Origin of the sequence: Serratia sp. CY43202 (assembly GCF_052168755.1) — a bacterium.
GTDB lineage: Bacteria > Pseudomonadota > Gammaproteobacteria > Enterobacterales > Enterobacteriaceae > Serratia > Serratia bockelmannii.
In genome coordinates, this window is sequence record NZ_JBJNMB010000010.1 from 166,192 (window position 1) to 187,975 (window position 21,784).

A 21,784-nucleotide genomic window follows, 5' to 3' on the forward strand; every position below is an offset into this window, starting at 1 on the left:
TTCATAAGGATATCAATAAGATGAAACTTGAAGGCACTCAAGCCAAGAGCTTTACCGATGTTGTCGCATACAGCGTTGACCCAGTTTTTGACAAGCGCGAAATCGTGATCGAAACACTGGCCGCCGATCTGGTTCCCGGCGACGTTATCAAAGCCGACGGCACCAAATTTGGCGCAGGCGATGCCGAATCCCCGTTGGTGGTTATCCACCCTGCAAAAGCTGGCGCTAAGGTTCACGTGATCATCGCTGATCGTGGTGTGGTCCTGAAACGCGACGCCCTGAATGGCGCAGACGCAGCAGGCACCGCTAAAGCCATTGCCGCTATCGAAGCATCCGGCATCAACCGTCTGACCATTAACTAATAAAGGATAATAAAAACAATGGCTAAGCAAGCATTTGAAAAGCTGGATATGGTAACCCCATATGCGGATAAGAAAGTAGACGGTAACCTGTTGACCGATCTGGGCCTGTTCGACCGTGAAACCTCGCAGACTGCAAAGGTTGAGGTTGATTACCTGTTGGGTGAACAGTCCAAGTTGCTGAACACTGTGGAACGCTATGGCTCTGAGGTCAACGATGTTTCCCGTGACCGTGCCAAAAACTTCACTGTGGAAATCCCACACGTAGCCACCAGCGGTAAAATCTCGAGTTCCGATTTCCAAGGCCATCGCGCCTTTGGTACAGACCGCGAAACAACCGCATTGGAACTGATCGCAGCTGAAGGCGACCGTCAATTCGGAAGTTTCGCCCGAAGCCGCGAAAAGATGTTCGCTCAGGCTCTGTTTGAACACAAAGTGATCGACCCGCATACCAATGACGGCGTGATCGACTATGCGGACGTGTTCGACAAGCGTCAGGGCAATGAAACCCTGAAGACTGCACAGGGTGAAATCGCTCTTGAGCAGTTGGACGCCTTTAAGCGCCGCATCCGCCGTCTGATGGGTGCATCAACCCGCAACATGCCGGGCTTCATCCTTGTGGCAGATGACGATCTTTACAGCGCTATCAAATGGGACTCCGCAACTTTGTCCCTGCTGAAAGACGGCTTGGTTTCTCCTAATATGTTGTTCAACAACAAAGAGAAAACACCGGGTTTTGAATGGTTTACAGTTAATGGCTTGACTGTGGTACAAAATCCTAACAGCGACTACGCGATCGGCGAGGGTGAAGGCTTCTTGTTCCCAATGACTCATCGCAGCGTTGGTAGCTATGCCCGCAATATTGTAGGCCCTGCATCTCGTAACTTTGATCAAGCGGCATCTGGTCAAGTCCGCGATTTCTATGCCTATGTGCTGGAAGATAAGCTGAATAATCCTGAGGTTTACTCTGAGTGGTCTTCCCTTCCCGTGGTATACCGCCCGGACTTCGTGAGCAAAATCACACTGGGTTAATATCTGGGTTAATACAGAGTTCAGCCTAAGCAATGGCGGGAGGCACTAGCCCCCGCCTTTGTTGTTTAAACAAAAGGAAAACACCATGAAGATTGTAATGCTAGACGCAGTAGGCCGCCCGGTTATGCACCTTGGGATCGAGGACCTGAAACTGTCGGCACTAGCCCGCAAGCTGAACGTGCCCCGCCCAACTTTGCATAGCTACGTAGAGCGCCAAGGTTTGGTAGAAGCTATTCGCCACTTCTCCGAGAAGAATAAGGGCTAACCAAATCACCTTTGGAGCAATACCCAATGGTATTTGGATTAGCCTTGCCTCCTTATTCTTTGAACTCAATTTCCTGATCGTCAAACTCCCCATCACGGGAAATATAGATTGAAAAACGCTTGAATGTTTTGAAAAACTCTTCGAGCGTTATCTCAATACGCTCCCTACGCAAACCATATTCCTCGTCAGTAATAAATGCTGAAACACTCAGGAAATGTACCCCTGAGTAGAAGGAAATGCCCTTAACAACCTCCCCTTCTTTGAGAATACCTTTAGCTCTCAGAAGGTCGCTAAAATCCTCCTGATCTGCATCATCTGCTGCGGCGCTACCTTTCCAATCGTCATACTGTGCTGAAGCTTTAAAGCGTTCTTTTTCCATTTTATTTACTCCTTACTATTTGAATGGGTAAGGGATAACCTTAGCCTAAACCTTTCAAAAAGCAATAGAAGCCATAAAGCCCCGTTGGTGGTAACACACAAAGCGGAGCGACAGTGACAGCATCCGTGATCTACTCATAGCAAAGACTTATCAGGATAACCGTGTATCCCATTAGGGAAGCGTGGCCGAAACGCTGGCAGAGCCTGCATATCGTGTGCAGGGACGAAAACCACCATGAACCTGTTTAGAGACATCGGGCTTAAATGCGCCTTGCTATGAGCTTTCTGTGAGTATTTAAAGCCTACAGTGGGGCTAAGTTTTCTTGTTTTGCTATCGCGGTAAGACGCTGGAACGACCGCCAACGGTTTGATATGCTCACAGATCAACCACACACCAAACAGTGACAGTTACGGGTGTAGTTCAATGGGGCTGAAAGCATTGTAGGTGAGAAATCACCTATGCTGGAAGCGCTTATAAATCAATTAGTTGATTTATAAGGAGATTTTGGAGCGGGTGAAGGGAATCGAACCCTCGTATGCAGCTTGGGAAGCTGCCGTTCTACCATTGAACTACACCCGCATCGGTGTGCGACAGGCATTATAACCGGTTATCGGCGGCGGGCAAGCGGAGATGGCGCGTAACTGTCGATGTTTTAAGCGGTTAAGTCCCGTAGACGAAAAAAAACCGGCGCAGTTGCCCGCACCGGTTGTTTCACGCTAAACGCGATTATTTCTGTGGGCGCATCGCCGGGAACAGAATCACGTCGCGGATGGTGTGGCTGTTGGTGAACAGCATGACCATACGGTCGATACCGATGCCCAGACCGGCGGTCGGCGGCAGGCCGTGCTCCAGCGCGGTGACGTAGTCTTCGTCGTAGAACATCGCTTCGTCGTCGCCGGCGTCTTTGGCGTTCACCTGATCGGCGAAGCGCTGCGCCTGGTCTTCGGCGTCGTTCAGCTCGGAGAAACCGTTGCCGATTTCACGGCCGCCGATGAAGAACTCGAAGCGGTCGGTGATTTCCGGGTTCACGTCGTTGCGGCGCGCCAGCGGCGACACTTCAGCCGGGTACTCGGTGATGAAGGTCGGCTGAATCAGATGGCTTTCCGCCACTTCTTCGAAGATCTCGGTCACGACGCGGCCCAGACCCCAGCTCTTCTCAACCTTGATGCCGATGGATTCGGCGATGGCCACCGCTTTACCCATGTCGGCCAGGTCAGCCAGATCGGTTTCCGGACGGTATTTCTTGATCGCCTCGGTCATGGTCAGCTTCTCGAACGGCTTGCCGAAGTCGAACACTTCGTCGCCGTACTGCACCTGAGAGGTGCCCAGCACTTTCTCGGTCAGGGTGCGGAACAGGGTCTCGGTCAGCTCGATCAGGTCTTTGTAATCCGCGTAAGCCATGTAGAGTTCCATCATGGTGAACTCTGGGTTGTGACGCGGAGAAACGCCTTCGTTGCGGAAGTTGCGGTTGATTTCGAACACGCGTTCGAAGCCACCGACCACCAGGCGCTTCAGATACAGTTCCGGCGCGATGCGCAGGTACATATCGATATCCAGCGCATTGTGGTGCGTGATGAACGGACGCGCGGATGCGCCGCCCGGGATCACCTGCATCATCGGGGTTTCGACTTCCATGAAGCCGCGTTCCACCATGAAGTTACGGATAGCCGACATCACCTGCGAACGCACTTTGAAGGTGTTGCGCGACTCTTCGTTGGCGATCAGATCCAGGTAACGCTGGCGGTAACGGGTTTCCTGATCTGCCAGGCCGTGGAATTTGTCCGGCAGCGGGCGCAGCGCTTTGGTCAGCAGACGCAGCTCGGTGCAGTGGATCGACAGTTCGCCGGTCTTGGTTTTGAACAGCTTGCCGCGCGCGCCGAGGATATCGCCCAGGTCCCACTTCTTGAACTGCTCGTTGTACACGCCTTCAGCCAGATCGTCGCGCGCGACGTACAGCTGAATGCGGCCGCCCACGTCCTGCAGCGTAACGAAGGATGCCTTGCCCATAATGCGGCGGGTCATCATACGGCCGGCGACGGTCACTTCTACGCCCAGCGCTTCCAGCTCTTCGTTGTCTTTATCACCGTACGCGGCGTGCAGTTTGTCGGAGGTGGAATCGCGACGGAAGTCATTCGGGAACGCAATGCCGTTCTCACGCAGGCCGGCCAGTTTCTCGCGGCGGGACTGCAGTTCGTTATTGAGATCCAGCGCCTGATCGGCGCCCTGTACTTGTTGTTCAGACATTTCTATTCCTCATAACCCGGCTTTCAAACTTGCCTCAATGAATTTATCCAGGTCGCCATCCAGTACGGCCTGCGTGTTACGCGTTTCGACGTTGGTGCGCAAATCCTTGATGCGGGAGTCATCCAGCACGTAAGAACGGATTTGGCTGCCCCAGCCGATGTCGGACTTGTTGTCTTCCATCGTCTGCTTATCAGCATTTTTCTTTTGCATCTCAAACTCGTACAGCTTGGCTCGCAGCTGTTTAAACGCTTGATCCTTGTTCTTATGCTGAGAACGATCGTTCTGGCACTGCACCACGATGTTGGTTGGCAGGTGAGTAATACGTACGGCGGATTCGGTCTTGTTGACGTGCTGACCGCCCGCACCGGAGGCGCGGTACACGTCGATACGCAGATCCGCCGGGTTGATTTCGATATCGATATCGTCGTCCACTTCCGGGTAGATGAACACCGAGCTGAACGAGGTGTGGCGACGGCCGCCGGAATCGAACGGGCTCTTGCGCACCAGGCGATGCACGCCGGTTTCAGTGCGCAACCAGCCGAACGCGTAGTCGCCGATGATCTTGATGGTGGCCGATTTCAGGCCCGCGACGTCGCCGTCGGATTCTTCGATCACTTCGGTCTTGAAGCCCTTGGCTTCGGCCCAGCGCAGGTACATGCGCAGCAGCATGCTGGCCCAGTCTTGCGCTTCGGTGCCGCCGGAGCCGGCCTGGATATCCAGGTAGCAGTCGGCGCTGTCGTATTCGCCGGAGAACATGCGGCGGAATTCCAACTGATCCAGCTTGCTCATCAGTTGATCCAGCTCGGCGACCGCTTCGTTGAAGGTCTCTTCATCGTCGGCTTCCACCGCCAGTTCCAGCAGCCCGCCGACGTCTTCGCCGCCCTGCTCCAGCTGATCGATGGTTTCAACGATGGCTTCCAGCGCGGCGCGCTCTTTGCCGAGCGCCTGTGCGCGTTCCGGCTCGTTCCAAACGTCCGGCTGCTCCAGCTCGGCGTTGACTTCTTCTAGGCGTTCCTTCTTGGCATCATAGTCAAAGATACCCCCTAAGAACCGCAGTCCGCTCGGACAGGTCCTGAATTCGGTTTTTTACCGGGTTAATTTCAAACATGGTTTCGTTCTTTTACGTTGATGTCGTCGATGGCGGAATGCCATTGGAACCGCTAATTCTAACGGATCCGGGCGGCAGTTTATAGCGAGTTGGTCAGTTTTTGTGGCGATCGGGCGACAAAGCGGGTGGCAGGAAGAGCAGGAATTTCACCAGCGTTTTATTACCGGTGCCCCTCACGCCGCCAAGCTGTTCAAGTATTGAGCAATGTGGTCATTGAGACTATAGTCGCTATGATGACTCACAGGGACAGGCGGTGCCAAAATGGACATTTTCGTCACGGATGATTTCGACAAATTTATGAAGAAAAATCGCATCGTCGATCAAAAGATTTGCACCGCGGCTCACGAACTCGCACACGGTAACCATGACGGCGATCTGGGCGGCGGCGTCTACAAGAAACGTATTTCGCTCAATCGGGGTAAACGGGGTGGCGCTCGATCCATCGTGGCGTTTAAACGCGGTCGTCATCAGTATTTTATTGATGGATGGCTGAAAAACACCGTAAAACAGAACGGTGCAAAAGAAATCAACGATGATGAATTGGCAACCTAGCGCGAGCTCGCCAGAGATTTTCTTGTCATGCCGCCGGAAATTATCAAACGAGCCATCGATAGCGGCTACTTGCGAGAGGTGAAATGCGATGACTGATAATCGCCTGCTCAGACTGCAAAAAATGGCACAGCGTTTTAATGAGATCGGTGCGGTGTCAGACGATACCGTACGCAACATCGCCACACGAGTACAGGCGCAGGAACAACATGCCCAGCGTGAGCAGCATGATCAAATGGACGGCGCACGCATCAAAATGCTGCGCAGACGGCTCGGCTTGAGCCAGGCCGATTTAGCGGCCGTGGTCAACATGTCGACCACCAGCGTACAAAAATGGGAACGTAACGCGGTAAAACCCCAGGGAGCCGCGCTCAGAATGCTGGAAATTATCGAACAGAAAGGGGTCGCCAGCCTGATCATCTCACCACGAAACTGATGAGCGTTCGTGCACCAGTCACTTACCGATGCACGAACGTCAATTTCGCCTCAGCGCGGCCAAAGATGCTGGATCAGCAGTTGCACGTTGCGGTTGCCGCGAAACTCGTTGACGTCGAGCTTGTAGGCCAGTTCCACCTCGCGCACGCTGCTGTCAGGCCACAGCGTGGTGTCCACGTTGAACGCGATGCCGTCGAGCAACGGGCCGCCGCCGAGCGGCTCCACCATCAGCTTCAGGTGTTTCTCGCCCACCAGCCGCTGCTGCAGGATGCGGAACTTGCCGTCGAAGGTCGGTTCCGGGAACGCCTGGCCCCACGGGCCGCCCTCGCGCAGCAGCTCCGCCGTTGTCAGCGACAGCTCCTGCATCGCCAGTTCGCCGTCGGACCAGATCACCCCTTCCAGCATCGCCGGATCGAGCCATTCACCCACCAACTCGCCGAAACGCTGGCGGAACTCGTCGAATTTGGCCTCTTCCAGCGACAATCCGGCCGCCATCGCGTGGCCGCCGAACTTCATCATCAGCCCGGGGTTCAGCATATCCAGCCGCTCCAGCGCATCGCGCATGTGCAGGCCGGGCACCGAACGGCCGGAGCCTTTCAGTATGCCGTCGCCCGCCGGTGCGAACGCGATCACCGGGCGGTGGAAACGCTCTTTGATGCGCGAAGCTAGGATGCCCACCACGCCCTGGTGCCATTCCGGGTGATACATCGCCAGCCCGTAAGGCAGCTCGGTGCTGGTGCGCTCCAGCTGATCGCACAGCTGCAGGGCTTCCACCTGCATGCCTTGCTCTATCTCGCGTCGCGTCTGGTTCAGCGCATCGAGATCGTTGGCCAGCATACGCGCCTGCGCAATGTCGTCGCTCAGCAGCAGCGCCACGCCGATAGACATGTCGTCCAGCCGGCCGGCGGCATTGAGGCGCGGACCGAGAGCGAAACCGAGATCGTTGGCCGCCAGTTGGCGGGCATCGCGATTAGCCACTTCAAGCAGCGCGCGGATGCCCGGTCGGCATTTGCCGGCGCGGATGCGGTTTAACCCCTGATACACCAGAATACGGTTGTTGGCATCCAGCGGCACCACGTCGGCCACGGTGCCGAGCGCCACCAGGTCCAGCAGCTCCGCCAGATTGGGCATCGCCAGCGCGCGCTGCTCGAACCAGCCGCTGTCCCGCAGGCGGGCGCGCAGCGCCAGCATCAGGTAGAACGCGACACCAACCCCCGCCAGCGATTTGGACGGGAAGGCGCAGCCGCGCAGGTTGGGGTTAACGATCGCTTCGGCCGCCGGCAGGGTCTCGCCCGGCAGGTGATGATCGGTCACCAGCACCTGCATGCCCTTGGCGTGCGCCACGTCGACGCCGGCGTGGGAGGAGATGCCGTTATCGACGGTGACAATGAGTTCTGCGCCGCGTGCCGCCGCCTGCTCCACCACTTCGGGGCTCAGGCCATAACCGTCTTCGAAACGGTTAGGCACCAGATAATCGACGGCTGCGCCGCCCATGCTGCGCAGCGCCAGCACCGTCAGCGCGGTGCTGGTGGCGCCGTCGGCGTCGAAATCGCCCACCACCATGATACGGCGACCGTCGGCCAGCGCCTGTTGCAGCAGGCCGACGGCGTCGTCGATGCCGTCCAGCTGTTGCCAGGGCAGCATGCCCTTGACGCCGCGTTCCAGCTCTTGCTCAGCCTGCACGCCGCGCAGGGCGTAAAGCCGACGCAGCAGCGGCGGCAAACTGGCGGGCAGATGCGTGTCGTCCGCCGCCGGGCGGCGGCGTAGTTGCGTTTTAATACTCACCGGCGATTAACCACCGGCTTTGGTGGCGGCCTGGTGCGCATCCAGCATGGCGGCCATCTCTTTCGGCCCCTGATAGCCCGGGATCATCATGCCGTTTTCCAGGATGATGGCCGGCGTGCCCTGAATGCCGAACTGCACGCCCAGCTCGTAATGCTTGCTGATGTCGGTTTTGCAGGTCGCCGGAGAAACGGCATCGCCCTTCATGGCGGCGTCGAACGCCTTGGCCTTGTCGGCGGTGCACCAGATCGACTGCATGTCTTTTTCAGCCTGGGAAGCCAGCCCCTGGCGCGGGAATGCCAGGTAACGCACGGTAATGCCCAGATCGTTGTACTCTTTCATCTGCTGATGCAGTTTGTGACAGTAACCGCAGGTGATGTCGGTGAACACGGTGATCACGTGTTTCTCTTTCGGCGCTTTGTAAACGATCATCTGATCTTTCAGCGCGTCCATCTTGGTGCCCAGCAGTTGGTTGGTCACGTTGACCGGCTCTTTGCCGCTGACGTCAAACAGCGGGCCCTGCAGGATGTGCTTGCCGTCTTCGGAGGCGTACAGCACGCCGCTGTCGGTCAGCACGGTTTTCAGGCCGTTGACCGGCGAAGGCTGCACGTCCGCCTGCTGGATACCCAGGCTGGCGAGCGCTTTTTTGATCGCCGCGTCATCGGCATGGGCGGCGCCGGCCACCGAAGCCACCAGCAGAGAGAGCAGCATTAAACCTTTTTTCATTGTTCCAATCCTTTCGAACCCGCCGCTCAGGCGCGCGGGTGATGCTGTTGATGTAGCTGTTTCAGTCGTTCGGTCGCTACATGTGTATAAATTTGCGTGGTCGAGAGATCGCTGTGCCCTAACAACATCTGTACGACACGGAGATCGGCCCCATGGTTCAGCAAATGGGTGGCGAACGCGTGCCGCAACACGTGCGGCGACAGACGCTCGCTGTCGATGCCCGCAAGGATGGCATAGTGTTTGATGCGATGCCAGAACGTCTGTCGGGTCATTTGCTGGCAGCGGGTGCTGGGGAACAGCACATCCAGCGTCTGGCCGTTGACCAGCCATGGGCGGCCGTGCTCCAGGTAATTTTCGATCCAGTAGACCGCCTCTTCGCCCAGCGGCACCAGCCGCTCCTTGTTGCCCTTGCCGATCACCCGCACCACGCCCTGGCGCAGGCTGACGTCGCTGATGCTCAACCCCACCAGCTCGGAAACCCGCAGCCCGGTGGCGTACAACACTTCGAGCATCGCCTTGTCGCGCAGCTCCAGCGGTTGATCGACGCAGGGCGCCTGCAACAGCGCATCGACCTGCGCCTCGCTCAGATCCTTCGGCAAACGCTGCGGCAACTTGGGAGACGCCAGTTGCGCGGTGGGATCGTCGGCGCGCAGCTTCTCGCGGTACAGATATTGAAACAGGCGCCTCATGGCGCTCAACAAACGCGCGGAGCTGGTGGCCTTGTAGCCGCCGTCCACCCGCTCGGCGAGAAACGCCTGCAAATCCAACGCCTGCGCCTGCAGCAAGGTGGTATTTTGCTGGCCAAGCCAGGCGCCCAGGGCCTGCAAATCCAGCCGGTAGGAGGCCAGCGTATTTTCCGCCAGATTGCGCTCAAGCCACAGCGCATCCAGGAATTGTTCAATCAGCGCATTGTCTTGCTGTTGCACGCGGTCCTCTCTTTGTTGCATTTCCACCCGCGCCATTATGCCTTAAGCCGACGCAAATCAGGTATACTCGCTGCAATTCTCTAAACAGCAACGTAACGGTTTACACATGAAGATTGGTCTGTTTTACGGCTCCAGCACCTGCTACACCGAGATGGCGGCAGAAAAAATCCGTGAGATTCTGGGTGAAGACCTGGTCGACCTGCACAACCTGAAAGACGTCTCGCCCAAGCTGATGGAGGACTATTCCATTCTGATCCTCGGCATCCCGACCTGGGATTTCGGCGAACTGCAGGAAGACTGGGAAGCGATCTGGCCGCAGTTGCCAGAGCTGGATCTGAAAGGCAAGATCGTCGCCATGTACGGCATGGGCGATCAGCTCGGTTACGGTGAGTGGTTCCTTGACGCGCTGGGCATGTTGCACGATCACATCGCGCCGCTGGGCGTGCAGTTCATCGGCTTCTGGCCAACGGAGGGCTTCGAGTTCACCAGCCCCAAACCGCTGAGCGCCGACGGCAAACACTTCGTCGGCCTGGCGCTCGATGAGGTCAACCAATACGATCTGAGCGAAGAGCGCCTGCAGCAATGGTGCGAACAGATCCTGCTGGAGATGGAGCCGCTGCTGTAGCCGCTATCGGGCGCTGAACGCGCCCGATTCCCCTCGCTTATTTCCACAGCCGGAAGCGTGGTTCGTCTTCCCCGGCCGGCGTTTCCTTGGTCAAACGCGCCGGATCGGCCACCTGATACCAGTCCAGTTTGCGCGTCAACAGCATAATGCCCGCCAGAATGGCGAACAGCAGCCCGGCCCCCAGCACCAACGCATTATCCTCCGACTGCAACAGCAAATAGAGCACGCCGTACAACAACAATAGGCTCGCGGCGAACAGCGCACCGCGCAGCTTGCCGCGCAGTACGGCGCTCAGATAGAAGCCGATCAGTCCGCTGCAGGCGATGCTGGCCGCCAGGTAAGCGGGAGCGAATCCCAGGTGTTCGGAGAAGGCCAGCAGAATCAGGTAGAACAACACCAGCGCCGCACCGACCAGCAGGTACTGAATCGGGTGCACCCGCAGCCCGGTCAGGGTTTCGAACAGGAAAAACGCCATAAACGTCAGCCCGATAAATAGCAGCGCATATTTGACCGCGCGCTCGGTCAGCTGGTAGTGATCGACCGGTTCGACCAAGCTGGCGCTGAAGGCCGGCAGCTTGTCCTCGTCGATAATGGCATCGTCGTAATAGAACGCACTGTTGATGTTGTTGGCAAACCAGGTGCTGCGCCAGCGAGCGCTAAACCCTTGCTCCGTCACCTTGCGTTCGTCCGGCAGGAAGTTGCCGAGGAAATTCGGGTGCGGCCAGTTGCTTTGCAGCTGCAGCTCGCTGCTGCGCCCCAGCGGCACCAGCGACAGGCTACTGGTGCCCGCCAACGTCAGGGTAAAGTCAGCGTTCAGCCCCTCTTTTTGTTGCAGCGCCGTCAACGTCAGCGGTGCGTGGATCCCCTGGCGCAACGAGCCCACGCCGGTGCCCGGCTCAAACGCCACCGGCTGCGGCATTGCCAGCGGGGAAATGCGCTTGATGCCGCGAGAGTCGCTCAGCGCCACCAGCAGGAACGGCTGGCCGACGGTCACGTTGGCGCGTTGCAAATCCGTCAGCTCCGGCTGGCCGAAACGCACCTTGAAGTTCAGCGGCCCCTGGTAAACCTGCGTCTGATAAATGCCCAACTTGCGCACCTCCACATTCGGCGCGCCCTGTACCTGAAGCGACTCCGGCAGCAAATAGCGGTAATGCTGCACCCGCTGCACTACCGTTTGTCCTTTCTCGTCTTTCTTCTCTTCGCGTTCGACATAGGGAATGACAATCAACGGACCGAGCACGCGCTGCGCCCCGCTGGTGCTTTCGCCCACCTGCCCGACCACGCTTTGCCGATAGCCGCTGCGTTCGTCGATCACGCTCATCAGCTGGGCGATGGGGATCAACATCACCACCATCAATCCCAGCAGCGTGGTTATTTTCCAGAAAAGTACCGATTTCATCATGCTCGCTCCTCGTAGGTAATAAGGCCACGATAAAACCCGCAGGTGAAATCAGAATGTGGTTATGTGAAGGGAAGGTGAAGTCACAGCGATAACATGAAAGTCGCTTCCACCCCGTGCGGCCGGCGGTTGCGCAGGTGAATGCCGCCATGATGCAGACGGGCGACTTCCTGCACGAAGTTCAGGCCCAGCCCGCTGCTTTTCGGCCGTTCGGCGCGCGGCAGCGAATAAAAACGTTCGAACACTTTATCGAGGGCGTAGTCAGGAATGCCGCTGCCGTCGTCACAGACGCTGATGCAGTAATACTGTTCCCGCCGTTCGCCTCGCACGCTGACGCCCCCGCCCGACGGGGTAAAGTCGATCGCGTTGTCCAGCAGGTTGGTCAACGCCTGGCTGATCAGCAACGCATCGCCGTTCAGCGTCACCTCCGCCAACGCCTCCAGTTGCAATCTGACGCCGCGTTGCGTCGCCTGCGCCTCTTTGCCCGCCATCGTCTGGCTGACCAGCGCCGCGATCGCAATCGGCGCGGTTTCCATGTCTGGCCGACTCTCCAGCCGCGCCTGCACCAGCAGTTTGTCCACCAGCTGTTGGATGCGTGCGCTTTGCTGCTCGATATTGGTGAGAAAACGCCGGGCGGTCTCCGGCGGCGGCAGCTCCTGCAACAGCTCCGCCGCGCCCCTGATCGCCGCCAACGGGCTTTTCAGCTCATGCGTCAGGGTATGTGCATATTGTTCGATATAAGCTTTGCCTTCCAGCTTCAGCCGCATACTCTCCAATGCCTGCGCCAGCTGCGTCAATTCCCGGCCACCCACTTTGGGCAGCGGCGCGCTTTCCCCTTGCGCCACCCCGTCGGCATAGCGCACCAGCCGGCCTATCGAACGGTTGATCCACCAGACGAATACCGCCCCGATCAGCAGCGCGATCCCCAGCAGCAATGCGCCGGCCCACAGAATGCGCCGTTCGCTGCGTTTGATCACCGGCGCCATGGTGCTGTTGGGTTTGCCCACGGTGAGCACGCCGATAATACGCCCTTGCTCTATCACCGGTGCGGCCACATACATCACCGAACTGTTTTCATCTTCTGGATCGCTACGGGTGCTGCGGGCGCCGTACTGGCCGCGCAGCGTCCGATAAACGTCATTCCAGCGCGAGTAGTCTTGCCCCTGCGCGCGGCCGGCAGAATCGAAAATGACCCGGCCCTGGGCATCGGTCAGATAGACGTGGTATTCACTGCGATCCTTGCGGATGCCGGAGATATTGGCGCCGATCGGCCGCTGGTTCAGCTGCGTGAACGCCTGCGCCAGTTGGCCATGCGCCGCATCGCCGCGCTGCATGTCCTGACGGGCGATTTGCGCCAACAGGTTGGCGGTGTCCACCAGCGTGCCTTCGGTAGCGCGCCGCACGCCGGGCTTCACTTCCTGGACGAAAATGCTCAGCACGAAGTACCCGGCCACCGCCACGATCAGAAAATATCCCAGCAGCAGGCGCAGGCCAATTTTCATGGCTGGCGGCTCACGCTGTAGCCCAATCCGCGGTGGGTGTGGATGGGCGGCTCACCGGGCTCAACCGCACGCAGCTTGGCGCGCAGCGTTTTGATGTGGGTATCGACGGTGCGATCCAGGCTTTCTTCCGCTTGCGCCCAAACGCTTTCCATCAGTTGCTGCCGCGAGAACACCCGTCCAGGCGCCAACAACAGCGTCTTCAGCAGCAGGTATTCGTAACGGGTCAGCGGCAGCGGCCGCTGATGGTAGGAGATGGTGGCCGCGTCTTCGTCGAGCGTGAAAGCGCCGAAATGGTAGCGCGCGCTCTGTTGCAGGCGCTGCTGCTTATGCAGGCGGCGCAAAATGGTGCGCACCCGGGCGCTGACCTCGCGAGGGGAGAACGGCTTGGCGACATAGTCGTCGGCGCCGATCTCCAGCCCGATCAGGCGATCCACTTCATCACTGCGGGCGGTAAGAAACAGAATCGGCAGGTCAGCCGCCTGAGCCAGCAGGCGGCGACACAATTCAAAACCGTTGATATCCGGCAAACCGACATCGAGGATAGCAAGCGCGGGCGCGCCTTGCGCCAGCGCCTGCAACGCCGGTTCCGCACGTTCGAACCAGCGTACTTCGAAGCCTTCGCTCTCCAGCGTGTAAACCAGCGTATCGGCAATGCTGGGTTCATCCTCCACCAACCAGAGCACGGGTTTCATCAGGGTTCCTCGCCGTTACCCGCCGGCGGATACAGCAACAGCTGCCGCAGGTGGCGCCACTCCTCTTTGCTCATGCAGTCGGAAGCCAGCCACAGCCGGCGGCGCTTTTTGCCTTCCATCGGCTGCAGCGTCAGCAGCAGGCCGTAGCCCGGCATCCAGGGCTTTTTCGCCAGCCGCCATTCTCGGCCGTGCCAGCTGAAACGCCGGTCCGCCAGCAGCCGCAGCTCGCCCTGCACTGCGGCGATGCGCTTCTGGCTACGAATGCACTGAAACACCACCAGCGTCAGCAGCACCAGCCAAAGCGGGCCATAACCTTCCGGCCAGGGCGAAATCAGGATCAGCAGGATCAGAACGCCATGGGTCAACAGGGAAAAAAGCTGGGTGCGCCAGGAAATGCGGATATCACATCGCCACTGGGCCACGGTCTTTATTTCGCGTTTGGATCAGGGTCACCATTCTTTGCAGCTCGCCGTCCTGCGGCGCGCCATGATTCATCAGCCAGTTGAACAGATCGGGATCGTCACACTCCAGCAGGCGGATGAACAGCGCCTTGTCCGCGTCATTCAGGCTGTCGTATTCGTATTCGAAGAACGGCATGATGGAGATGTCCAGCTCGCGCATGCCACGACGGCAAGCCCAGTGAATACGTGCTTTGTTGTTAATATCCATGTTGTTATGACTCACCTCTTTTCAGCGCGGCAGCGCCAGCGCAGGGTTCAAATGACACACTGTATGGCAACGCCGTCGCAATATAATTCCATCAGCCGGGGATCTGTCTGCAAGGGTGCCCAGGCCGCAAGCCTATAGAGTAACAATTTGACATACACGCCGGGAAGGCGCTTTGCTGCGGAAAACGTAATAAAGCGCAAAATGCCAAAAAAAGCGCCCCCCGGTCCCACGGCGCGAATAACAGTTTGCAAAGCCCGCCGCCTCTTTTACCATGGGTTCAATACCCTTCAGGTAAGCTAAACGTTGAGCAGGAACTTACTATGGCGCATAACATTCCATTCCCACCCCGTCAGCCCTCCGCTTCCACCCATCTGCCCCTGACGCTGATCTCGCTGGAAGATTGGGCGCTGGTGACGTTGAACGGGCCGGACACGGTGAAATATCTTCAGGGCCAGGTGACGGCGGACATCGACGCGCTGGCGGCCGATCAGCACGTGCTGTGCGCCCACTGCGACGCCAAGGGCAAAATGTGGAGCAACCTGCGTCTGTTCCACCGTGGCGAAGGCTTCGCCTATCTGGAACGCCGCAGCGTGCTGGACAGCCAGCTGGCTGAAATCAAAAAATATGCGGTGTTCTCCAAAGTCACTATCGCCGCCGATAATGACGCGGTGTTGCTGGGCGTCGCCGGTTTCCAGGCGCGCGCCGCGCTGACGGGCCTGTTCGCCACGTTGCCGGACGCCGAGCACCCGGTGGTGCAGGACGGCGAGACCACGATTCTGCACTTCGCTACGCCGGCGGAACGTTTTCTGCTGGTGACCCGCCCCGCCGTGGCCGAACAGCTGATCGGCAAGCTGCATGACCAGGCAGAGCTGAATGACAGCAGCCAATGGCTGGCGCTGGAGATCGAAGCCGGTTATCCGGTTATCGACGCTGCCAACAGCGCACAGCTGATCCCGCAGGCTACCAACCTGCAGGCGCTGGAAGGCATCAGCTTCAGCAAGGGCTGCTATACCGGTCAGGAGATGGTGGCGCGCGCCAAATTCCGCGGTGCCAACAAGCGGGCGCTCTACTGGCTGGAAGGTAAAGCGGCCCGCGCCCCGCAGGCGGCGGAAGATCTGGAGCTCCAACTGGGTGAAAACTGGCGCCGCACCGGCACCGTATTGGCGTCGAGCCAACTGGCCGACGGCACGCTGTGGGTACAGGTGGTGATGAACAACGATTTGGATGCCGACAGCCAGCTGCGGGTGCGCGACGATGCCGCCAGCCAACTGGCGATCAAACCGTTGCCCTACTCGCTGGCCGAAGAGAAATAATCCGTCGGCCGCAGGCGCCCTGCCTGCGGCCATCTTCATTACTCGTCCAATTCCCCGTCGCGCTGCACCAGATAAATCAGCACCAGAATGATGGTGACGAAGAAGCGAAACGCATCCGGCACGCCGTTCCACTGCTTCGACATCCACATGCCAAACCACTCGCCCCCAATCGACATAAAGCCGACCTGCCAGGTGAGAAAACCCAGCGTCAGCCCCACTACCGCCAGCTTTTTCCGACCGTTAAAGGCGTGCGCAGGCAGTTTCAGGCCGCCCAACAAACGCAGGCCGCCAATCCAGCACAGCAGTGCGGTCAGGCTTTCCAGCGCGATGATGAAAATATAACCGGCGTGATGCAGCCACGGCGTCTGTATCGAGCGGTATCCGATGGTGGCGTCGGGGAAAATCGTGTCCATCATAAAGACGTGGCGCACGAAGGCGAAGTTGGAACCGTAGTCGGTGATGTTGCCGAAGGCGACCAGCGAAGCGAACAAGGCGATAGCGCAGACCAGCAGCGCTTTGGATAAGCGAACGATCATCTTGGTGAGTCCTGAACAGAGGTTAAAGAAACGGTATGCGGGCTCAGAAATGAAGGAACGGGCTTGCTGGATACCCGAAAGAAGCAAGCGCCTCTTTTTTAAAACAAAAGAGGCGCCAGTTCAATACGCATTCAGACGTAGCGGGAACGCTTAGACGTAGAGGTAGATCGCCATGAAATGGCAGGCGCTGCCGCCGAGCACGAAGGCGTGCCAGATGGCGTGGCCAAAGCGAATGCGCTTGGAGGCGTAGAAAATCACGCCCAGGGTATAGACCACCCCGCCGATCGCCAGCAGCGTGACGCCGCCGGCCTCCAGCCGCGTAACCAACTGATAAATTACGATCAGCGACAGCCAGCCCATCGTCAGGTAGGTCACCAGCGACAGGGCTTCAAAACGGTGGGCGAAGGCCAGTTTGAACAGCACGCCGAGCAGCGCCAACCCCCAGATTACCGCCATCAGGCCCTTCGCCAGCGGCGAATCCAGCCCCACGAGTAAAAACGGGGTATAAGTGCCGGCAATCAGGAGATAAATGGCGCAGTGGTCAAATTTTTTCAGCCAATGCTTGGCCTTCTGATGCGGGATCGCATGGTAGAGCGTGGAAGCGAGAAACAGCAGGATCATGCTACCGCCGTACAGGCTGTAACTGGTGATGGCCGTCGCATCGGCGCCGGTATTCACCGCCTGCACCAACAGCAACACCAGGCCGACGATGCCGAACACCAGCCCGATGCCGTGGCTGATGCTGTTGGCGATCTCTTCCGCCCACGGATAAGCCGCGGCGACAATCTTATTGCTCCCGGCTTTCACTACGTCCGTTTTCCCCATAACGCGCAACCCCTCAAAATGCCCTGCTTTGTTCGAAATTAACGCAAAGCAGCTTAACTGAGAATAATTCCAGTGTACACGTGTACGCTAAAATAAAAATGTGAACGCGTGTAACCATCGAAATCCCCCGCCCGGTGGTCTACAATCGTCAGGCTTCAACCCACCCACCTTGAGGTTTACACCATGTCATCCGCTGTACCCGCGTTAGATTTCGGCTCAATGACCCAAGTCATCCAATTCCTGATGGAAATCGATAAGTTGAAAGGTGTTCAACGCCGCACCAAAGTGCTGGGCACCCAGCGCCAGGAAAACTCCGCCGAACACAGTTGGCACTTCGCCATCGCCGCCATGAGCCTGGCGCCCTACGCCGGTGATGACGTAGACATTCAGCGCGTGATCCAGATGGCGCTGCTGCATGACATCGTAGAAATCGACGCCGGCGACGTGCTGGTCTACGATCTGGCGGCCCGCGCAGCGATCCACGATCAGGAAGTGGCGGCGGCACGTCGTCTATTCGGCATGTTGCCGGAGGCTCAGCGCGAGTATTTCACCGCTTTATGGCAGGAGTATGAAGATGGCGAAAGCGCCGATGCACGCTTCGCTCTGCTGCTGGATCGCACCATGCCGATGCTGATGAACCTGCACAATGAAGGCCAGAGCTGGGTGGAAAACGGCATCAGCCTGGAGCAGGTGCTGGCGCGCAATGCATCGATCGCCGACGTACACCCCGAGCTGTGGCGCCATATGGAGCAACACCTGCGGGATGCGCAGCGCAAAGGCTGGTTGAAGTAAGGGACCGGGCTGCCGCTTCTTGGCCGCAGCCCGTCTTCGTCAAGCGAACGCCTGCTGGCGTTCCAACGCCTCCTCATAGCTCGGCATCGATCCCGCCGCCCCGGCCCGTTCCACGCAGACCGATGCGTAGGCGGCGGCAAAGCGCACCGCATCGGCTAACGGCACCTGATTTGCCAGCTGCGCCGCCAGGGCGCCGTTAAACGCATCGCCCGCGCCGGTGGTGTCTTTCGGCTGCGCCGGAAACGCCGGGATCAGCTCGCTGTTTTCCCCGTCCGAGAACAACGCCCCCTGCGTGCCCAACGTCACGATCAGCAAACGAATGCCCTTAGCGTGCAACACCTGCGCCGCCTGGCGCGCCGAAGCCACATCGCGCACCGGCACGCCGGTCAGCAACGTGCACTCGGTGGCGTTGGGCGTCAGCAGATCGACCTGAGCCAACAGGCTGTCCGGCACCGGCTGAAACGGCGCCGGGTTGAGTATGATGAACGTTTGCGCTTCGCGGGCGATGGCGATCACCTGCTCAATCGCCGGCAGGTTGTTCTCCAACTGGGTCAACAGAATATCCGCCGCGGCGATCGCCGGGCGGCACTGGCGCACCTCGTCTTCGCTGACCGTCAGGTTGGCGCCGGGATCGACGGCGATCATATTCTCCGCCTCCTCGCCGGCAACATAGATAAGCGCATTGCCGGTCGGGCAATCGCCGGTCGAAAACAGCGTCACCGCATCGAAACCGGCGGCGGCGAGGTGGCGCCGGGCGAAGGTGCCGAAGTCGTCGCGCCCCACCTTGCCGATATAATGCACCCGCGCCCCGGCGCGCAGCGCGGCGGTGGCCTGGTTGGCGCCCTTACCGCCCGCGCCCATCATGCTGTTGCGGGCGATCAGCGATTCACCGGGCTGCGGAAAGCGCGCCATGCCGGCGACGATATCTAGGTTGAACGAACCGAACACGCAGACTTTGCCTTTCATTGCGGGTACTCCCTGCTCAATTGGAGGTGGCGCCGGGCGGCCAGGCAGGCGCCTTTGCAGCCGGTTTCATCGGTCAGGCGGCTGACGGAGATCGCCAGCCCCTGCGCCGGCTGCGGCCCGCGTAAATGGCGGCGGATCTCTTGCTCAAGGTGCGCCAACGGGAAACCGCTCATGGCGATCACGCCGCCGCCCAGGATCAGCCGCTGGGGATCGAGCACGTTCATTTCGATGGCGATGGTCTGCGCCAATCGTTCGACGAAGCGCCGCAGATCCGGATGATCGCCGTGGCGCTCAAACAGCCGGTCGAACGGCGTTTGTGCCGCGTTGGCGCGCGCCCAGCCGGTCAGCCAATGGCCGGAAGTCAGGCTCTCGACGCAGCCCCGTTTACCGCACGGGCACTCGCCCTGATGGCCGGGCCAGGGAATGTGACCCAGCTCGCCGGCGGCGCCGTGCGCCCCGTGATAAAAGTCGCCGTTCAGCCACAGGCTGTTGCCCATGCCGGTGCCCAGATACAGCCCCACCGCCACCTGCGGCAGCGCCGGCAGCTGCTGCAAATCCCACAACAGCAGATGGTTGACGTCCTTGTCCATTCGCACCGGCAACGCCAACAAATCGGCCAACAGCACCGCCACCGGCTGGGCGTCCAGCGCCGGAATAAACGGCAGCGACAGCACCCGCGAGCGATCGCGACTGAGGATCCCCGGCAGCCCCAGCATCACCTGCGCCACCTGACGATCCTCGCAATGCCCGGCGATCAGGCGGCCCAACGCCGCCAGCGGATCGGCCTGCTGCGCCCAGTCGGCGGTCGCTATCTTGCGGTACCCGCTGAACTCGCCGTCATCATTCATCAACAACAGGCGGGTATTGGTGCCGCCGACGTCAACGCCAAGAAAATGCCGCATCATGTCCCCCGCCTCAGGCCGCCTGCCGCATTTGATCCAGCATTTTTTCCCATGCCGTCTCCAGATCCGGATCGAGGTTGAACAACCCGGAGCTGCCGACGATCAACACCTCCGCGCCGGCGCCCATCAGATCGCGGTAGGTCCGCTGATTGCAGGATCCGTCGATCTCGATCAGATAGCGCAGATTTTGCTGGCGTTTCAGATCGCGCAACTGACGGATCTTTTCCAGCATTTCGGGAATGAACGGCTGCCCGGCATAGCCCGGATCGACGGTCATCACGGTGACCTTGTCCAGCAGGTGAAGGTAGTGGCGGATAAACTCCACCGGCGTGGCCGGGTTCAGCACCACCCCCACTTTTTTGCCCAGCGCGCGGATTTGATTGATCACCCGAAACGCGTCGCGGTTGATGGTTTCGGCGTGCGGGCAGATAAAGTCCGCGCCGGCGCGGGCGATCGGGTCGATGAAATCGGTCGGGTTCTCCACCATCAGATGCACATCCAGCAACAACGGGGTGTGCGGGCGGATCTGTTCGATAAAGAACGGCGACAGCGTGATGTTTTTAACGTAGTGCCCGTCCATGATGTCGATATGCAGCATATCGGCGCGGCGATTCAGCACCGCCAATTGCTGGCGGATATCCATCAGGTTCATGCACATCAGTGAAGGTGAAATCTGGTATTTCATTAGCGTTATCCTGCGCAAAAGGGAAAAGGGATCAGTGGCCCGCCGCGGTTCTGGCCTGGGCCGCGCTGCGGCGCATCGCCCGCCGCTGCCGATAGCGATGCCGGAAAAACTTCATCGCCAGCACCGCGATCAGCACCGCGCCCCACATCGCCAGACTGAAATGCGGGCTGACGTTCATCAGGTTCAAACCGGTCGCGATCACCTGCAGCACGATCAGCGCCAATACCACGCCGCTGACCCGACCAAAACCGCCGAATGGATCGGTGCCACCCAGAATGATCGCCAGCACCGTCAGCAGCAGGTAAGAGTCGCCGTAGCCCATGCGCGCCGAGTTGAAGCGCGCCATCATCACCAGCCCGGCAATGACGCACAGCAGGCTGGAGAGGGTGTAAATGGCGATCAGCACCCGATGGGTATTCACGCCGCTGAAGTGGGTAGCGTTGATGTTGCTGCCGCTCATGTAGATGCATTTGCCGAGCCGGGTTTTCTGCAAGAACAGCGCCAGCAACGCGGCGACCACCAGGAAGATCCACAGCGGTACCGGCACGCCCAGCACGCTCTCAGCGCCGATAAACCGCACGATCTCCGGCATGCCGCTTAGGGCCGCGCCGCGCGTCAGGTAGATGCCGATACCGTTGACCGTGGTCATGGTGGCCAGCGTCACCAGAATCGGATGTGCACCGACGTACGCCACCAGTGCGCCGGTCGCCGCGCCGATAAGCCCGGCCAGCAGCATCGCCGCCGCCAGTGCCAACACCAGCCACAGCGCCTGCAAGCCCAGCCCGGCGTCCGCCGGCAGATAGCTGATGAACAGCCAGGCCATCAGCAGGCTGGTCAGGTTGGCGCTGGCGATAATGCACAGGTTCAGGCCGCCGCTGAGGATCGGGATGAACATCGCCAGCGTCAGCAGGCCCAGCTCCGGCAACTGGAAGGCCACGCTGGTGAAGGTGGCGCCGCTGAAGAAGTGCCCCGGCATCAGCAGGCTGAAGGCCAGCACCACCGCCAACAGCAAGGCCAGCAAACCGACGGCGGCCCCGTCTGGACGAAATTTCAGGTTGTTGCCCATCAGGTGC

At 59.3% G+C, this 21,784-nt stretch carries 23 protein-coding genes, 1 tRNA gene and 1 pseudogene; 7 read left to right on the top strand and 18 right to left on the bottom strand.

Annotation, left to right across the window (positions count from 1 at the left end; translation table 11 throughout):
* Positions 1–20 precede the first annotated feature (20 nt).
* Both ACJ8J5_RS20620 and ACJ8J5_RS20625 read left to right on the top strand, forming a co-directional pair.
* The gene (locus ACJ8J5_RS20620; RefSeq protein ID WP_442520497.1) at positions 21–362 is read left to right on the top strand and encodes a hypothetical protein; all 342 of its coding nucleotides are present in this window, start codon (positions 21–23) and stop codon (positions 360–362) included.
* 18 nt (positions 363–380) lie between these two features.
* Complete coding sequence (locus tag ACJ8J5_RS20625; protein ID WP_442520498.1) at positions 381–1,391, top strand: major capsid protein; 1,011 nt, start codon at positions 381–383, stop codon at positions 1,389–1,391.
* Between the two features lie 317 nt (positions 1,392–1,708).
* Here ACJ8J5_RS20625 and ACJ8J5_RS20630 read toward each other — a convergent pair whose 3' ends face one another.
* The 4 genes from ACJ8J5_RS20630 to prfB form a co-directional block, all read right to left on the bottom strand.
* The gene (locus ACJ8J5_RS20630) at positions 1,709–2,035 is read right to left on the bottom strand and encodes a hypothetical protein (protein ID WP_284598064.1); all 327 of its coding nucleotides are present in this window, start codon (positions 2,033–2,035) and stop codon (positions 1,709–1,711) included.
* A gap of 505 nt (positions 2,036–2,540) precedes the next feature.
* Positions 2,541–2,614, bottom strand: a tRNA-Gly gene (locus ACJ8J5_RS20635).
* Positions 2,615–2,761: 147 nt separating this feature from the next.
* Entirely contained in the window at positions 2,762–4,279 is a 1,518-nt protein-coding gene (lysS, locus tag ACJ8J5_RS20640) for a lysine--tRNA ligase (RefSeq protein WP_004931697.1), read from the bottom strand.
* A 9-nt stretch (positions 4,280–4,288) separates the two neighbouring features.
* A protein-coding gene (prfB, locus tag ACJ8J5_RS20645) for a peptide chain release factor 2 (protein ID WP_096242572.1) occupies positions 4,289–5,387 on the bottom strand; the annotation gives its coding sequence in 2 pieces (ribosomal slippage) (positions 4,289–5,311 and positions 5,313–5,387; 1,098 coding nt in all).
* Between the two features lie 261 nt (positions 5,388–5,648).
* Between prfB and ACJ8J5_RS20650 the strand changes: the two are divergent.
* Both ACJ8J5_RS20650 and ACJ8J5_RS20655 read left to right on the top strand, forming a co-directional pair.
* Positions 5,649–6,035 (top strand): annotated as a pseudogene (locus ACJ8J5_RS20650) (type II toxin-antitoxin system RelE/ParE family toxin).
* On the top strand, positions 6,028–6,372 hold the full coding sequence (locus tag ACJ8J5_RS20655) for a helix-turn-helix domain-containing protein (protein WP_025304117.1): 345 nt from the start codon (positions 6,028–6,030) through the stop codon (positions 6,370–6,372). The pseudogene ACJ8J5_RS20650 and the gene ACJ8J5_RS20655 overlap by 8 nt, the downstream one beginning before the upstream one ends.
* A 50-nt stretch (positions 6,373–6,422) precedes the next feature.
* On the opposite strand, the gene recJ is transcribed toward ACJ8J5_RS20655, so the two are convergent.
* Genes recJ through xerD form a run of 3 tightly spaced genes read right to left on the bottom strand, consistent with a single transcriptional unit; the run spans position 6,423 to position 9,826 of the window.
* Complete coding sequence (recJ, locus tag ACJ8J5_RS20660; protein ID WP_016929971.1) at positions 6,423–8,156, bottom strand: single-stranded-DNA-specific exonuclease RecJ; 1,734 nt, start codon at positions 8,154–8,156, stop codon at positions 6,423–6,425.
* 6 nt (positions 8,157–8,162) lie between these two features.
* Positions 8,163–8,879, bottom strand: a complete 717-nt coding sequence (gene dsbC, locus ACJ8J5_RS20665) for a bifunctional protein-disulfide isomerase/oxidoreductase DsbC (protein ID WP_025304118.1) — start codon at positions 8,877–8,879, stop codon at positions 8,163–8,165.
* A 26-nt stretch (positions 8,880–8,905) separates the two neighbouring features.
* Complete coding sequence (xerD, locus tag ACJ8J5_RS20670; RefSeq protein WP_154747450.1) at positions 8,906–9,826, bottom strand: site-specific tyrosine recombinase XerD; 921 nt, start codon at positions 9,824–9,826, stop codon at positions 8,906–8,908.
* Positions 9,827–9,911: 85 nt separating this feature from the next.
* Between xerD and fldB the strand changes: the two genes are divergently transcribed.
* Positions 9,912–10,430, top strand: coding sequence for a flavodoxin FldB (gene fldB, locus ACJ8J5_RS20675; RefSeq protein ID WP_025304119.1), 519 nt, complete (start codon positions 9,912–9,914; stop codon positions 10,428–10,430).
* Positions 10,431–10,467: 37 nt separating this feature from the next.
* On the opposite strand, the gene creD is transcribed toward fldB, so the two are convergent.
* The 5 genes from creD to sdhE form a co-directional block, all read right to left on the bottom strand.
* Positions 10,468–11,832, bottom strand: coding sequence for a cell envelope integrity protein CreD (gene creD / locus ACJ8J5_RS20680; RefSeq protein WP_197769867.1), 1,365 nt, complete (start codon positions 11,830–11,832; stop codon positions 10,468–10,470).
* An 80-nt stretch (positions 11,833–11,912) separates the two neighbouring features.
* Positions 11,913–13,331, bottom strand: coding sequence for a two-component system sensor histidine kinase CreC (gene creC / locus ACJ8J5_RS20685; RefSeq protein ID WP_261426819.1), 1,419 nt, complete (start codon positions 13,329–13,331; stop codon positions 11,913–11,915).
* Positions 13,328–14,023, bottom strand: a complete 696-nt coding sequence (gene creB, locus ACJ8J5_RS20690; RefSeq protein ID WP_025304122.1) for a two-component system response regulator CreB — start codon at positions 14,021–14,023, stop codon at positions 13,328–13,330. The genes creC and creB overlap by 4 nt, the downstream gene beginning before the upstream one ends.
* On the bottom strand, positions 14,023–14,445 hold the full coding sequence (locus ACJ8J5_RS20695; RefSeq protein WP_025304123.1) for a protein YgfX: 423 nt from the start codon (positions 14,443–14,445) through the stop codon (positions 14,023–14,025). Before ACJ8J5_RS20695 ends, creB begins: the two co-directional genes overlap by 1 nt.
* Entirely contained in the window at positions 14,426–14,692 is a 267-nt protein-coding gene (sdhE, locus tag ACJ8J5_RS20700) for an FAD assembly factor SdhE (RefSeq protein ID WP_004931679.1), read from the bottom strand. Before sdhE ends, ACJ8J5_RS20695 begins: the two co-directional genes overlap by 20 nt.
* Before the next feature lie 320 nt (positions 14,693–15,012).
* On the opposite strand from sdhE, the gene ygfZ reads away from it, so the two are divergent.
* The gene (gene ygfZ, locus ACJ8J5_RS20705) at positions 15,013–16,005 is read left to right on the top strand and encodes a tRNA-modifying protein YgfZ (RefSeq protein WP_049208207.1); all 993 of its coding nucleotides are present in this window, start codon (positions 15,013–15,015) and stop codon (positions 16,003–16,005) included.
* 38 nt (positions 16,006–16,043) lie between these two features.
* Here the strand turns inward: ygfZ and ACJ8J5_RS20710 are convergent, their stop codons facing one another.
* Positions 16,044–16,541, bottom strand: a complete 498-nt coding sequence (locus ACJ8J5_RS20710; RefSeq protein ID WP_025304125.1) for a DUF2165 family protein — start codon at positions 16,539–16,541, stop codon at positions 16,044–16,046.
* 150 nt (positions 16,542–16,691) lie between these two features.
* Positions 16,692–17,366, bottom strand: a complete 675-nt coding sequence (gene trhA, locus ACJ8J5_RS20715; protein WP_033639467.1) for a PAQR family membrane homeostasis protein TrhA — start codon at positions 17,364–17,366, stop codon at positions 16,692–16,694.
* A 183-nt stretch (positions 17,367–17,549) separates the two neighbouring features.
* Here trhA and ACJ8J5_RS20720 point away from each other — a divergent pair, with 183 nt between their 5' ends.
* Entirely contained in the window at positions 17,550–18,158 is a 609-nt protein-coding gene (locus ACJ8J5_RS20720) for an HD domain-containing protein (protein ID WP_414104939.1), read from the top strand.
* Positions 18,159–18,197: 39 nt separating this feature from the next.
* Here the strand turns inward: ACJ8J5_RS20720 and rbsK are convergent, their stop codons facing one another.
* The 4 genes from rbsK to ACJ8J5_RS20740 are packed head-to-tail and all read right to left on the bottom strand — an operon-like array spanning position 18,198 to position 21,777.
* On the bottom strand, positions 18,198–19,124 hold the full coding sequence (gene rbsK / locus ACJ8J5_RS20725; protein ID WP_025304128.1) for a ribokinase: 927 nt from the start codon (positions 19,122–19,124) through the stop codon (positions 18,198–18,200).
* Positions 19,121–20,029, bottom strand: coding sequence for an allose kinase (alsK, locus tag ACJ8J5_RS20730; protein WP_442520499.1), 909 nt, complete (start codon positions 20,027–20,029; stop codon positions 19,121–19,123). Before alsK ends, rbsK begins: the two co-directional genes overlap by 4 nt.
* 10 nt (positions 20,030–20,039) lie before the next feature.
* A complete protein-coding gene (gene alsE / locus ACJ8J5_RS20735; protein ID WP_025304130.1) occupies positions 20,040–20,711 on the bottom strand; it encodes a D-allulose 6-phosphate 3-epimerase in 672 nt (223 codons plus the stop codon).
* A gap of 31 nt (positions 20,712–20,742) precedes the next feature.
* A complete protein-coding gene (locus tag ACJ8J5_RS20740) occupies positions 20,743–21,777 on the bottom strand; it encodes an ABC transporter permease (RefSeq protein WP_342096093.1) in 1,035 nt (344 codons plus the stop codon).
* Between the last annotated feature and the right edge of the window lie 7 nt (positions 21,778–21,784).